The sequence below is a fragment of the Eubacterium sp. AF34-35BH genome, from assembly GCF_003477765.1.
In the GTDB taxonomy this organism is placed as follows: Bacteria; Bacillota; Clostridia; order Lachnospirales; family Lachnospiraceae; genus Eubacterium_G.
Genome location: NZ_QUDZ01000003.1, coordinates 17,524 through 31,196 on the forward strand (window position 1 = coordinate 17,524; position 13,673 = coordinate 31,196).

General features: G+C 33.8%; 12 protein-coding genes. All 12 read right to left on the reverse strand.

Annotated features, from left to right (window positions below; translation table 11 throughout):
• Positions 1-13: 13 nt before the first annotated feature.
• The 12 genes from DWZ69_RS03760 to hflX all read right to left on the reverse strand — a co-directional run bounded on the left by DWZ69_RS03760 (position 14) and on the right by hflX (position 13,660).
• Positions 14-1,285: a UTP--glucose-1-phosphate uridylyltransferase gene (locus DWZ69_RS03760; protein ID WP_347475017.1), complete on the reverse strand. Its 1,272-nt coding sequence runs from the start codon at positions 1,283-1,285 to the stop codon at positions 14-16.
• An 85-nt stretch (positions 1,286-1,370) separates the two neighbouring features.
• Positions 1,371-2,156 (reverse strand): serine/threonine-protein kinase, encoded by a 786-nt coding sequence (locus DWZ69_RS03765; protein ID WP_147364255.1) that lies wholly within the window; start codon positions 2,154-2,156, stop codon positions 1,371-1,373.
• Between the two features lie 44 nt (positions 2,157-2,200).
• Positions 2,201-5,398, reverse strand: a complete 3,198-nt coding sequence (carB, locus tag DWZ69_RS03770; protein WP_117998970.1) for a carbamoyl-phosphate synthase large subunit — start codon at positions 5,396-5,398, stop codon at positions 2,201-2,203.
• Positions 5,391-6,470, reverse strand: coding sequence for a carbamoyl phosphate synthase small subunit (locus DWZ69_RS03775; RefSeq protein ID WP_117998969.1), 1,080 nt, complete (start codon positions 6,468-6,470; stop codon positions 5,391-5,393). The genes carB and DWZ69_RS03775 overlap by 8 nt, the downstream gene beginning before the upstream one ends.
• Positions 6,471-6,681: 211 nt before the next feature.
• Positions 6,682-7,956, reverse strand: coding sequence for a peptidoglycan-binding protein (locus tag DWZ69_RS03780; protein WP_117998968.1), 1,275 nt, complete (start codon positions 7,954-7,956; stop codon positions 6,682-6,684).
• A 44-nt stretch (positions 7,957-8,000) separates the two neighbouring features.
• Positions 8,001-8,183 (reverse strand): hypothetical protein, encoded by a 183-nt coding sequence (locus tag DWZ69_RS03785; RefSeq protein WP_117998967.1) that lies wholly within the window; start codon positions 8,181-8,183, stop codon positions 8,001-8,003.
• A gap of 202 nt (positions 8,184-8,385) precedes the next feature.
• Positions 8,386-8,874, reverse strand: a complete 489-nt coding sequence (locus DWZ69_RS03790; protein WP_022165953.1) for a dihydrofolate reductase — start codon at positions 8,872-8,874, stop codon at positions 8,386-8,388.
• A 146-nt stretch (positions 8,875-9,020) separates the two neighbouring features.
• A complete protein-coding gene (thyA, locus tag DWZ69_RS03795) occupies positions 9,021-9,866 on the reverse strand; it encodes a thymidylate synthase (protein ID WP_022165952.1) in 846 nt (281 codons plus the stop codon).
• A 141-nt stretch (positions 9,867-10,007) separates the two neighbouring features.
• Positions 10,008-10,793 carry an amino acid ABC transporter ATP-binding protein gene (locus DWZ69_RS03800; protein WP_118436213.1) on the reverse strand — a complete coding sequence of 262 codons (786 nt, stop codon included), beginning with the start codon at positions 10,791-10,793 and terminating at the stop codon, positions 10,008-10,010.
• A gap of 12 nt (positions 10,794-10,805) precedes the next feature.
• Complete coding sequence (locus tag DWZ69_RS03805; RefSeq protein WP_022165950.1) at positions 10,806-11,462, reverse strand: amino acid ABC transporter permease; 657 nt, start codon at positions 11,460-11,462, stop codon at positions 10,806-10,808.
• Between the two features lie 90 nt (positions 11,463-11,552).
• Positions 11,553-12,341 (reverse strand): transporter substrate-binding domain-containing protein, encoded by a 789-nt coding sequence (locus tag DWZ69_RS03810; RefSeq protein WP_118436215.1) that lies wholly within the window; start codon positions 12,339-12,341, stop codon positions 11,553-11,555.
• An 83-nt stretch (positions 12,342-12,424) separates the two neighbouring features.
• Positions 12,425-13,660, reverse strand: a complete 1,236-nt coding sequence (gene hflX / locus DWZ69_RS03815) for a GTPase HflX (RefSeq protein WP_117998964.1) — start codon at positions 13,658-13,660, stop codon at positions 12,425-12,427.
• Between the last annotated feature and the right edge of the window lie 13 nt (positions 13,661-13,673).

Below are 13,673 nucleotides of genomic sequence, written 5' to 3' on the forward strand. Positions count from 1 at the left end.
ATTTAATTATATTTTATAATTCAACACCATTTAATTTTAATAACTCTTTTGCAGTGTCTACTGAATCCACACCTGTTTTGTTTTTAATAGGGGCAAATTCTTTTTCTCTTACCACTTCATAGGCAAGACAGTTATCCATCATGTGAATCATATCTAAAACAAGAGTTTCAAACTTGTAACCATTTTCTGTTTCAGGTTTAACTAATTCACCGTTCTCATTTATGTATGGAATTTTCTTCTTTACAATATGAACTGATAAATTGTTTTCAAGATTCGTTTCTAAATCTTCTATATTAAATAAATAGTTTAATATTACACCATACTTATATGCCAACTCACCATTATCCAATGTTTCATAGCGCATATCTTCTGTAAGTTCATAATATTCAACTATTGATGGTTTTCCATCTTCTAAACAAAGCACGCCTACTTTTTCCTCAGGGTTTGCCTTTGATACAACCTTAGCTGCTGAGCGGTAGCCGCCGTCAATCATAGCACCTACAAAACAAGGATCAGCCATTCTCTGACAAACATTATCAACAGCAAAAATATTAATATATTCTACACCTATTTCTTTTGCCTTTTTACATAAACCTGATTTAACAAAAGAAATAAACCAACCACCATTGCCATTGGGTGAAGTTGATACTCTGTCTTTTCCTTCAAGATAAATCTTCCCATCAAAAGACGCTGCCGGTGCCATTTCCTGAATAAAGAAATCAACAAAATCAGGATTATACCCAAAATAATTCATCTCTTTAAAGAAATTAATTGTATCATCATTGTTCTTTTCACTTGTCATAACATATAAAGGAACCCAAGCACCTGTTTCATTTACAACATCCATTAAATTTCTAATAAGCATTTCAAAAATATAAACATCTTTTGTTTCACCAATGTTGTACATGCCCTTTGGCTTATCTGAACCAAGTCTTGTTCCCATACCACCTGCTAAAAGAAGTGCTGCAACTTTTCCTTTTTTAATTGCATCTGCACCTACAGCAGTAAACTTTTCTCTGTTTTCCTCTATGTCCTTAATGGAAACAGCATCATCTAATGGTGTGATAACACCTTTATCTCCACAATGATCTTTATTTTTAATTAAATCAATTAAACTAAAATCAAGCTTACTAATCTGATCTAATAAATTTGCTTTTTGAGTATCGCTTAGTTCATTATAATACTTTAATAACTGCTCCTGATTATTTTCCTCTAATAACTTTTTAATATCATCGTAACTCATATTTCCTCGCTTTCCTTTCAATTCCATCATTAAAATTTCCATAACATAACTGCCATGAAATTAATTTTGTGATTATCAATTATAACGACTCTCTTACATATTATTAAGGATAAAATATTTTTGTATATTATGCAAGTTTTTTAATGTCGCATAGAAGGTCAATACAGTTTTGATATCTGTCTTTTGGGTTAATTTTTGTACATTTCTTTATTATCTTTCTTAACTTACCATTAACTCTAAAAGATTTTATTTTGTTATTATATTTTTTCTTTGTGCGCAAAAAATATAACGTTGTTCCTATACCGTATATATCTGTTCGAATGTCTGTATTATACAAACTAATACCTTTACAGTCTCCATATTGTTCAGGTGCGGCAAATCCCACACTTCCTAAAGCTACATAATCAACAGCATCAACACTATATCGTTTAGAAATTCCAAAATCTATTAACTTGATTCTGCCATCTTTTTTCATAATAATATTAGACGGTTTCAAATCTCTGTAAATAATAGGTTTCTCTAAGGAATGCAAATAATATAGCCCACTACACAACTGTTCTGCCACATTGGCAAGTTGTTTTCTGTTCATGCAACCATTGATTTTCACATAGTTATCTAAGTTTATACCTTCTACATACTCCATAATCAGATAGAATCTTCCATCTTCTTTTATTAAATTAAAAATTTTTGGAAGGACCGGATGACTACAATGCTTAAGCGCATTAAGTTCTTTTTCCATTCCTTCCAATAATTTTTCTCTGTTGGCAGGATCTGATGTTATGTACTGTTTCAAGGCAAACATTTTTGAAGTATAAACATCTTTAACCTTATACACACAGGAACTACCTCCGGTTCCTATGTTCTCCAATACATAATATCGTCCTCCAACTACCGTATTTATTATTTTGTCCATATAGCACACCTTTCCGGATGTGCTTCTCTCCAATCTTAAGCCTCTTATAAAGTAGCAATATCTACTAATGTAAGATTTTCTTTTGCATCGCTTTCTAAGCTTGTAAGTAAAGCATCTACTGTATCCAAACTTGTAAAGCAGTTTACACCTGTTTCGATTGATGTACGTCTGATTAAGAATCCATCTCTACTCTTATCACGTCCCTGAGTTGGTGTATCAACAACAATGTCAATCTTATGCTCAAGTAATAAGTCCATTACTGTAGGAGCTTCCTGGTGAATCTTATTAACCTTAATTGCATCTACTCCATTTTTTCTTAAAACATCTGCTGTGCTTCTTGTAGCGTAAATCTCGTATCCCAATTTTTCAAAACGCTTAGCCAATGGAATAATTTCCTGCTTGTCAGCATCTTTTACTGACATAATAATCTTCTTATGTTTTGGAAGAACTACACCTGCACCTAAGAATGCTTTGTATAAAGCTTCGTTAAATGTCTTGGCTATTCCTAAACATTCACCTGTTGATTTCATTTCAGGTCCTAAGCTTGTTTCTGCTCCTCTAATCTTTTCAAATGAGAATACAGGCATCTTAATTGCATAGTAATCAGCCTTTGGCTGTAAGCCAGGTGTATATCCAAGTTCTTTAATCTTGTGTCCAATAATACATTTTGTAGCAAGTTTTACAATTGGTATACCTGTAACCTTACTAATGTATGGAACTGTTCTTGATGAACGTGGATTAACTTCTATTACATAAACCTGTCCGTCACATACAATAAACTGAATGTTAATCATACCTTTTACATGAAGTGACATTGCAAGTTTCTTTGTATAATCTTCAATTGTATCAATAATATCCTGTGATAATGTGTATGCAGGATATACTGAAATACTGTCACCTGAGTGAACTCCGGCTCTTTCAATATGTTCCATTACACCAGGAATTAAAATATCTTCTCCGTCACAGATAGCATCAACTTCTACTTCTGTTCCCTGTAAATATTTATCTACTAAAATAGGATGATCCTGTGCGATTCTGTTGATGATTTCCATGAATTCTTCAACTTCTTCATCACATGTTGCAATCTGCATACCCTGACCACCAAGTACATAAGAAGGTCTTACTAATACAGGATAACCTAATTTGTTTGCAACTTCTTTTGCTTCTTCTGCTGTAAATACAGTACCACCTGTAGGTCTTGGGATTCCACACTGTTCAAGAATTTCATCAAATAATTCTCTATCTTCTGCAGCGTCTACATCTTTTGCATCTGTACCTAAAATTGGAACTCCCATCTTCATAAGAGCTTCTGTTAACTTAATAGCTGTCTGACCACCGAACTGTACAACTGCCCCATCAGGCTTTTCAATGTTTACAATATTTTCAACATCTTCAGGTGTTAATGGTTCAAAGTAAAGTTTATCAGCAATATCAAAGTCTGTTGATACTGTTTCAGGATTGTTATTTACAATAATTGTTTCATAACCCTCTTCTTTAAATGACCATGTACAATGAACTGAACAGAAGTCAAATTCAATACCCTGTCCAATACGGATTGGACCTGAACCCAAAACAAGAACCTTCTTCTGTGGTTTTGTTTCAATTGCTTCATCTTCTCCACCGTATACTGAATAATAGTATGGTGTTTCAGCTTCAAATTCTGCCGCACATGTATCAACCATCTTATATGCTGCAACAATATTGTTATCATAACGCATCTGTTTAATTTCATCTGCGCTCTTTCCTGTAAGTCTGCTGATAACTGTATCAGGGAATTCAATTCTCTTAGCTTCTTTTAATAATTCTGCTGTAAGTGGCTGAGTCTTTAACGCATTTTCCATTTCTACGATAATTGCAAGTTTGTCAATAAACCACTTGTCAATCTTTGTAATGTCATGTATATGGTCGTAACTTACACCACGTCTTAAAGCTTCTGCAATAACCCAGATTCTTCTATCATCTACTTTGTGAAGCATATCTTCTAATTCGTCATCGTTTAATTCTGTAAAATCATAATCCATTAAACATTCAACATGCTGTTCAAGTGATCTGATAGCTTTCATTAATGCACCTTCAAAGTTATTGCAAATACTCATGACTTCACCGGTAGCTTTCATCTGAGTTGTTAATTTTCTACTCGCTGTAATAAATTTATCAAATGGAAGTCTTGGGATCTTAACTACACAGTAATCAAGTGTAGGTTCAAAACTTGCATATGTTTTCTTTGTAATTGCATTCTTGATTTCATCTAATGTATAACCTAACGCAATCTTTGCTGCAACCTTTGCAATTGGATAACCTGTAGCCTTTGAAGCTAATGCTGATGAACGGCTAACACGAGGGTTTACCTCAATTACACAATATTCAAAACTTTCAGGATGAAGTGCATACTGTACGTTACATCCACCTGTAATGTTTAATTCGTTAATAATGTTAAGTGCTGATGTACGAAGCATCTGATGTTCCTTATCACCTAATGTCTGTGATGGAGCAACTACTATACTGTCACCTGTATGAACGCCAACAGGATCAATATTTTCCATATTACATACTGTAATACAGTTGCCGGCTGAGTCTCTCATCACTTCGTATTCAACTTCTTTCCAACCTGCAATACATCTTTCTACTAAAACCTGTCCTACACGGCTAAGTCTTAAACCATTCTCAAGGATTTCCACTAATTCATGCTGGTTGTTAGCGATACCACCGCCACTACCACCAAGTGTATATGCGGGACGAAGTACAACAGGGTAACCAATCTTATTAGCAAATTCAATACCGTCTTCAACTGTTTCAACTACAAGAGATGGGGCACATGGCTCATTAATCTTCTCCATAGTTTCCTTAAATTCCAAACGGTCTTCTGCCTTCTTAATTGTTTCTGAAGTTGTACCAATTAATCTACAGTTATTTTCTTCTAAAAATCCTGTTTCAGCAATTTCCATTGCAAGGTTAAGTCCTGCCTGACCACCAAGAGTTGGAAGAATGCTGTCCGGTTTTTCTTTCTGAATAATCTTCTTTAAAACAGGTACTGTTAATGGTTCAATATAAACTTCATCTGCAATATCCTTATCTGTCATAATTGTAGCAGGGTTTGAGTTTAATAATACTACCTCAATACCTTCTTCTTTAAGAGAACGACATGCCTGTGTTCCGGCATAGTCAAACTCTGCTGCCTGTCCTATTACAATAGGACCTGAACCTATTACTAAAACTTTCTTTATGCTTAAATCTCTAGGCATTCTTCTTCACCTCCATCATTTCAATAAATTCATCAAATAGTCTGTCTGAGTCCTGTGGTCCCGGGCAAGCTTCCGGATGGAACTGAACTGTAAATATGTTTTTGTTTTTGTATCTTAAACCTTCAACTGTCTTGTCATTTACATTTACAAATGCAACTTTTGCAATTTCAGGATTAACTGTATCTCCGTCAACCATATATCCATGGTTCTGTGATGAAATATAAACATGACCTGAATCTAAATCCTTTACAGGATGATTTCCACCTCTATGGCCATATTTCATTTTCTTTGTATCAGCTCCTGTTGCAAGTGCCATAAGCTGATGACCTAAACAAATTGCAAAAATTGGAATGTCTGAATTATATAATTTCTTTATCTGTTCAATTTGATAAACGCATTCTTTTGGATCTCCCGGTCCGTTGGATAACATAATACCGTCAGGATTCATTGCAATAATTTCTTCTGCTGATGTATCACATGGTAAAACTGTTACATTACAGCCTCTCTTATTTAATGATTCTGCAATGTTATTTTTTGCTCCAATATCAAGTAAAGCCACATTGTACTTATCACCTTTAAGCATTTTCTTTTCCTTACATGAAACTTTCTTTACAACTCCTGTTACTTTGTATTCCTTAATCTTAGGTAATACTTCGTCTAAGTTATAATTTTCGTTTGTTGTAATCATACCATTCATGGTACCTTTTTCTCTAAGAATCTTTGTAAGTGCTCTTGTATCAATACCTGAAATTCCCGGTATGTCATTTTCAACTAAGAAATTCTGAATTGTATCATCACTTCTGAAGTTGCTTGGCATTCTGCTTAATTCATGTACTATGTAAGCATCCGGCCAAGGATGTAATGATTCCATATCCTCATGACATATACCATAATTTCCCTGAAGTGGGTAAGTCATACATACTGCCTGTCCTGCGTATGATGGATCAGTCAATACTTCTAAATAACCCCACATGGATGTGTTAAACACGATTTCACTAATAATTTCTTTTTTGCTACCAATTGATTTTCCTTCGAAAACTGTACCGTCTTCTAAGATAAGAAATGCGTTCATAAATGTTTTTCCTTTCGTTTGTTTTAGTATTTTTGCCTAAACTTACAAGATTATATCAAATATCGACATTTCTTTCAATATGTTTGCCAACATTTTTTAATTCTATTCGTCAATCTCTGATTTTTCTCTTAATTTTTTATTATAGCAGAAATGAAAAAATATGCACTCCTTAGAATGCATATTTTTTCAAAAAATTTTATAAATTTACATTTTAACGTGGAATTCCTTCTGCAATCCTTGTTATGCCCACATATATTTGTGATATTTTATACCAGGTTGCAAAATCAATTATGCCTGTTTGTGGCAAGTCAAATATTTTTTGGAAGTTTCTTACGGCTCTTTGGGTGTCTTCACCGTAAATACCATCTACATTTACATTTCCAATGGCTGTATACACTTTTCCGATTGTATTTAACTGCTCCTGTATCTGCTGAACTTTCTGTCCTCTACTACCTATTGTTAAATCATATCCAGGCCATGAAGCAGGTATACCTGATATTTGTTCTGCTGTATTAATATACATTTCACTACCATAATAATTACGGATTATTTCCAATGCTGAATACCCCTGTTCTCCTAAATTGCATGAGCCCCATTGACTTAGCCAGTTAGGACAGGTTACTCTTCTACCATCACAATACTGTGTAAGTATTGGCTGTCTCACATCAGGAAACGATAAATATTGATCAAATATACTATCAACTACAACACTAATTGATTCGAAAATATTTCTGCCATTAATCCATTTTTGATCATAGGCTGTGGAAGATGTAATTGTAAAATCGTAACCTTTGTTTCTGTACCATTCCGTATACACTCTATTTAATGTAAATGACATAATTGCCAAAATATTAGCTTCTAAGGTTGCTCTTGGCCATGTAGCATATATTTCTGACGAAGCCACATTCTTAATGTAATCCTTATAAGTTACATAATAGTCTCTTGCATTACTACTTGGTGTACCATCATGTACAACAATATATTCAGGCACAACCACTCTGCTTAATACGATTTCTCCCGGCTCATTTACATCCTTTATGTCATCTTCAGGAATTTTTGCCGGATACTCATAATAAAGAGTGTGCGGTGGAATAATTATATTTTCAGTTTCTTCGCCTTGAACCTTTTCAAGTTTTACATTTTGTATTGCCAAAGACCTTGGCAATATTTCAACGTTATCAATATTTTCCGACTCATATCCCGGTGCATCTACCTCAACATTATAATTGGCATAAGGCATATTATCATTATTTTCATCCAAACTGTACTCTAAAGGTGGGGCATCTAAGTCTACTACTTCTGTCTGACCTGAAGAATCCGTTGATAATTGCTCTAATTGTGTTGTCTCATTATCTAGCGGTTCATTCTCATTTGTTTTTCTGCTAATTATTACCCTTGCATCTTTTATTGGCACATTATTACTGTCAACTACATTTATTTGTAATTCACCTATATCTCCTGAATTTACCTGCATTTTTATAAGCATATACTTTTTCCATACTTTTTTAATCTATACATTATATGGATTACTTAATGTTTTATGACAACATTTTCATATATCCGCTTTTCCTCTGTGTCAGTTGAACTATAAATCTGTGCAATGTTTGTAATTTCATTTTCTGTATTATTTGCATACGCCTGATTGTTTGTACTAAACAATATAGACAATATCATTACTATGTTAATGCAAACGGATTTTTTTCTCCTTGCCATGAACATACCTCTCCTATTTGAGCGTAATCACTTTTTTTCACTATCTCCACTAACGAAGTCAAAAAAGAAGCTGTGTCTAAAAAATAATAATGATGTGACCCCAAAAAGTTAGACTTTTAGGTCTAACTTTTGGGGGTCGGTACATAAGCCACAACTTCTTTTATATTACATTCAAATATTTCTATTCAATATTCAAATATTCTTATTTTCTTTTATATGTTCTAAAATAATATTCCAAATCAAAATAAGTGTTCTCATCACTTTCTTCTGCCAACTCCCACTGGTCAGTCATTTCATCTAAATTTGGAATAAATGTATCTGCCGCATACTGATGATCAATGTATGTTACATAGGCTGTATCACAGTATGGTAGCATTTGCTTATAAATTGAGCCACCACCTATAACATACACATCTTCATTATATCCTTTTGCTTTTTCAACTGCCTCTTCAATAGAATGTACAACAATTGCACCATCAACCTTATAGTTCTGATTCTTTGTTATTACAATGTTTACTCTATTCTTAAGTGGTCTTTTTCCTGGAAAGCTTTCTAATGTTTTCTTACCCATAATTATAACATTTCCTGTTGTATGTTCTCTAAAGAACTTCATGTCATCGGGTATGCTAACTAATAATTCATTGTTGTTTCCAATTGCCCAGTTCTTATCTACTGCTACTATTAAATTCATGTTTCACCTTAATCTTTGCAAAGATTCCTTTCTCGTCAATCCGAAAATAATAAATCGGTTAAATAACTAACTATTATTTTCACAAATCCATAATCCACGCTACTACATTACGTTAAAACTTCTTAACCCTCACCCGTAGCATTATTCTAAACTGCTACAGGAATTTTAATCTGCTCACCATGTTCATAATCCAATAGTTTTATATCATCTACTGTAAAATCATAAAAGTTTTTGATTTCAGGATTAATCCAAAGTTTTGGTGCCGGATACTGTTTTCTTGTAATTAATTCCTCAACTAAATCTACATGTTTATCATAAATATGCGCATCAGCAATAACATGTACAAACTCTCCAACCTCCATGTCATTGACCTGAGCAAACATATGTAACAAAGCTGCATACTGACACACATTCCAGTTGTTTGCTGTTAAAACATCCTGTGAACGCTGATTAAGTATTCCGTTTAAAATAAGTTTTCCAGTTTCCTTATTCTTTGTTACATTAAACGTCATACTATATGCACATGGGTATAAATTCATTTCTGATAAATCCTGATGTACATAAATGTTTGTCATGATTCTTCTACTGTAAGGATTGTTTTTTAAGTCGTATAACACTCTGTCAACCTGATCCATGTCTCCTTCAGGATAATGATGTTTAACCGACATCTGGTAGCCGTAAGCTTTTCCAATTGAGCCTGTTTCGTCAGCCCATGCATCCCAAATATGGCTGTTTAAGTCATTAACATTATTGGACTTTTTCTGCCAAATCCAAAGTAACTCGTCAACACAGTTTTTAAAACCTGTTTTTCTAAGAGTCAAAGCCGGGAATTCCTTCTTTAAATCATATCTGTTTACAACACCAAATTTCTTTATTGTATATGCAAATGAACCATCATCCCACTTTGCACGTACTTTCTCACCTTTTGTATCTGTTCCGTTATCTAAAATGTCTCTACACATATTTACAAATATTTTATCTGCGTAACTCATTGAATCCTCCTGTTTTTAAAAATCTTAAACAAGTATAGCATTTTTAATTTAATTAATAAATAGAAAAGTAAAAAAGGAAAAGCTATACAAATTCAAAATAGCTTTTCCCTGCGTATGAATAAATATAAAATTTTTAGCCTTTTATCCCTGACTGTATCTTAATAAGAACTGTTTAGTTCTCTCTTCTTTAGGATTGTTAATTACTTCTTTTGCATCGCCCTGCTCAACAATAACACCTTTGTCCATAAATACAACCGTGTCTGCCACATCTCTTGCGAAAGCCATTTCATGAGTAACAATGACCATGGTTGTTTTTTCTTCTGCTAGTCCCTTAATTACTTTTAAAACTTCTCCTGTAAGTTCAGGATCAAGAGCTGATGTGGGCTCATCAAAGCATAAAATATCAGGTTGCAAAGCCAAAGCTCTTGCTATGGCAACTCTCTGTTGCTGACCACCTGATAACTGATGTGGATAATGATCCATTCTGTCTTCAAGACCCATTTTCTTTAAAAGTTCTTTTCCATGATTTTCAATTTCTGCCAAAATTTCTTTTTTATTTTTCTTGTAATCTTCTCTTTCCTCTGCAAGAAGCTTTTGTGCCAACATAACATTCTCTAATGCTGTGTACTGTGGAAAAAGATTAAATGATTGAAAAACCATACCAAAATGAAGTCTTTTATCTCTTAATGCCTTATCCTTCTTAACTCTAGGTAATGAGGCATCAAACAACTTTTCACCTTTTACGGAAATAGTTCCATGATTTGGTGTTTCAAGGAAATTCAAACATCTAAGCAATGTTGTTTTTCCAGAACCTGAAGAACCAATTATTGCTAATGTCTGTCCCTCTTCTAAATCAAAACTTATATCTTTTAAGACTTTGGTGCTACCAAAATGTTTTTCTATATTTTTTACTTCCAAAATTGCCATTTATAGCACCTCCTATTTAAAATAATCTAATTTCTTTTCTATGTAGTTAAATAATAAAGTTAATATACCAACAAAAATCAAATAGAACACGCCTGTGTAGAACAATGGCCATGTAATACCGTCTGATTTCATAAAAGCAAAACCTGTAAATGTTAATTCGTATGCAGCAATAATTCTTGCCAATGATGTATCCTTAACTAAGGTTATTATTTCATTTGACATTGGTGGCACAATTCTCTTTATCATCTGTAATAATGTTATCTTAAAGAAAATCTGTGATTTTGTCATACCTAAAACCTGTCCTGCTTCTCTTTGACCTGCAGGTACACCTTCGATACCACCTCTGAATATTACTGAAAAATAACATGCATAGTTAATTGTAAATGCAACAACTGTAGCTGAAATTCTTCCCCATTCATCACCGCTCCAAATATTATGTCCTAACCATAAACCAGGACCATAGAAAATAATAATTAACTGAAGCATAAGTGGTGTTCCTCTTATAATCCAAGTAAATATCTGTACTAAATATCTAAGTGGTTTAAATTTACTCATAGCTCCAAATGAAACTATAAGTCCCAATGGAAGAGAAAACAACAATGTAAAAATAAAAATTTCAAAAGTTGTTCCAAGTCCATTTAATAATGTTTCTGTTACATCCCAAAACATAAAATTTTCTCCTTAGCTTTTTACGCATATATAAGGCAGAGAGTTTTCTCCCTGCCTTATTAGTCTACATATTTAAAGTATTTGTTTATATTATTTTGATGGAACAACAACTACCTGTGCATTGTTGCAGTAAGCAGTTGTACAGTTCATTGCGTTCTTAACTTCATCTGTTAATGTCATACCATTCCATACAACATCAATGTTCTTTGACTTAAGTTCCATTGCTTTTGTATCCCAATCAATTACAACAAATTTAACTTTAACACCTAATTTCTTTGCAAGAAGTGATGCCATGTCAGCATCAAATCCAATCCAATTACCGTCTTTATCTTTGTAATCCATTGGTTCAAATTCTGTAATACCAACGATTAATGTTCCTTTTTTCTTAATGTATTTAACATCATCACCTTCAACATACTTACCAGGCTTATCCTGTTTTAAAATAGCTTCATGAACACCATAGTTCTTTGCTGTTTTTTCCATTTCGCCTGATGCATATGTATCTTTGAAGAAGTTGTTAATGTAATCTGTTAAATCAGAATCTTTTCTACAGCCAACACCATATTCTTCTGTTGTAAGCTTATCTGTGTACTTAAGGTCAGGATAGCTTGTTCCTTCACCAATCATTGCACCAGCCATAAGTAAATCAATAATAGCTGCATCAGATGTACCTGACTTAACTTCCATTAAAGCATCTGCCTGTGATGAAACTGCATTTGTTTTCCACTTTTTGTCCTTTGCAGCCTGCTCACCTGCTGAACCTGCTTCTACAGCATATACCTTGCTGTCTGTTCCGCTCTTCTTACTGCTACCACATCCAACTAAGCATAAAGATGCTACCATTACCACTGATAATAATAATGCTATTTTCTTTTTCATAATTTATCCTCTTCTTTCATTTTCGTGTGTTAGTGCTTTACTATGCTAAACTATTGAGAATATACCATATAAAAATATCATTGTCAATTTAATCTTCCAATTAAAGATGTTGGCACGTATGCTTTTACGTGTATACCGTCTTCTTTATACTCTTCTTCAAGTAACTGACCATATTTTCTAATAAGGCCTGTCTTGCCTGCTTCGGCATAAGTAAATACGTTTTCGTACAATACACGCATTGACTTAACTGCATTCTCAATTGCCTCGTTTATGTCATCAATTCCTATGCCCTTTTTAATGGCACCATGTACAACGTAATCTGCCTTGAAATCTCTTAATATAGGTTTTGTTTCCAACTTATCTTCTTTGTTGAAAACGGTAATAATCGTTTTGTCTTTTACACCTAAGTTATCGAGAGTTTCGTACACTGCGTGAACATTTTTATCCATTGACGGATTAGAGGCATCCACTACATGAATAATAATGTCAGAATATTTTGCTTCCTCTAACGTACTTCTAAAAGCATCTATTAAGTGGTGTGGTAATTTTCTTATGAAACCTACTGTATCTGTCAAAAGCACTTCCTGCCCATCCGGTAATTTGTAGTTTCTTGTTGTTGGATCAAGGGTTGCAAAAAGCTTATCCTCTTCTAAAACTTCAGCGTTTGTTACTGTGTTAAGAAGTGTTGATTTTCCTGCGTTTGTATAGCCTACAATCGCAACTACCGGAACAGGATTGTCCTGACGTTTCGCCCTTGTTACCTGTCTGTGGTTCTCCATTTCTGAAACCTGTTCTTTTAACTGTGAAATTCTGTTTCTAATTAAACGTCTGTCAACTTCAAGTTTCTTTTCACCAGGTCCTCTTGTACCGATTCCACCACCCTGTCTTGATAGATTTCTCATACCAATAAGTCTTGTTGAACGGTATCTAAGCTGTGCCAATTCTACCTGAATCTTACCTTCAGCAGTTTTTGCCCTACCTGCGAAAATATCTAATATAATAAGGGTTCTGTCCATAACCTTAACTTCCAATTCATCTTCAAGGTTCTTATACTGGGCAGGTGATAGTTCATCGTCACATACAATGGCATCTGCATCTGTTTCCCAAATTAAATCTTTAATTTCCTTTACTTTACCTGTTCCAACATAGGTTGTATTATTTATATGTTCAAGATTCTGTACAACTCTTCCAACTACAACAGCCCCGGCTGTACTTACTAATTCTTCTAATTCATCTAATGATTCCTGTGCATCTTCCTCATGACCTGTGGAAACAGCCACCAGAATTACTTTTTCCAATTCTTCTTTATTTTCGTACATTCTGCCTCCTTAA

Bases quoted from the DNA above. Each gene is read 5' to 3' on its own strand.
- DWZ69_RS03800 (WP_118436213.1), bottom strand. From the start codon at position 10,793: ATGGCAATTTTGGAAGTAAAAAATATAGAAAAACATTTTGGTAGCACC.
- DWZ69_RS03775 (WP_117998969.1), bottom strand. From the start codon at position 6,470: ATGAACGCATTTCTTATCTTAGAAGACGGTACAGTTTTCGAAGGAAAA.
- DWZ69_RS03810 (WP_118436215.1), bottom strand. From the start codon at position 12,341: ATGAAAAAGAAAATAGCATTATTATTATCAGTGGTAATGGTAGCATCT.
- thyA (WP_022165952.1), bottom strand. From the start codon at position 9,866: ATGAGTTACGCAGATAAAATATTTGTAAATATGTGTAGAGACATTTTA.
- DWZ69_RS03780 (WP_117998968.1), bottom strand. From the start codon at position 7,956: ATGCTTATAAAAATGCAGGTAAATTCAGGAGATATAGGTGAATTACAA.
- hflX (WP_117998964.1), bottom strand. From the start codon at position 13,660: ATGTACGAAAATAAAGAAGAATTGGAAAAAGTAATTCTGGTGGCTGTT.
- DWZ69_RS03790 (WP_022165953.1), bottom strand. From the start codon at position 8,874: ATGAATTTAATAGTAGCAGTAGATAAGAACTGGGCAATTGGAAACAAC.
- DWZ69_RS03760 (WP_347475017.1), bottom strand. From the start codon at position 1,285: ATGGAAATTTTAATGATGGAATTGAAAGGAAAGCGAGGAAATATGAGT.
- DWZ69_RS03805 (WP_022165950.1), bottom strand. From the start codon at position 11,462: ATGTTTTGGGATGTAACAGAAACATTATTAAATGGACTTGGAACAACT.
- DWZ69_RS03765 (WP_147364255.1), bottom strand. From the start codon at position 2,156: ATGGACAAAATAATAAATACGGTAGTTGGAGGACGATATTATGTATTG.
- carB (WP_117998970.1), bottom strand. From the start codon at position 5,398: ATGCCTAGAGATTTAAGCATAAAGAAAGTTTTAGTAATAGGTTCAGGT.
- DWZ69_RS03785 (WP_117998967.1), bottom strand. From the start codon at position 8,183: ATGGCAAGGAGAAAAAAATCCGTTTGCATTAACATAGTAATGATATTG.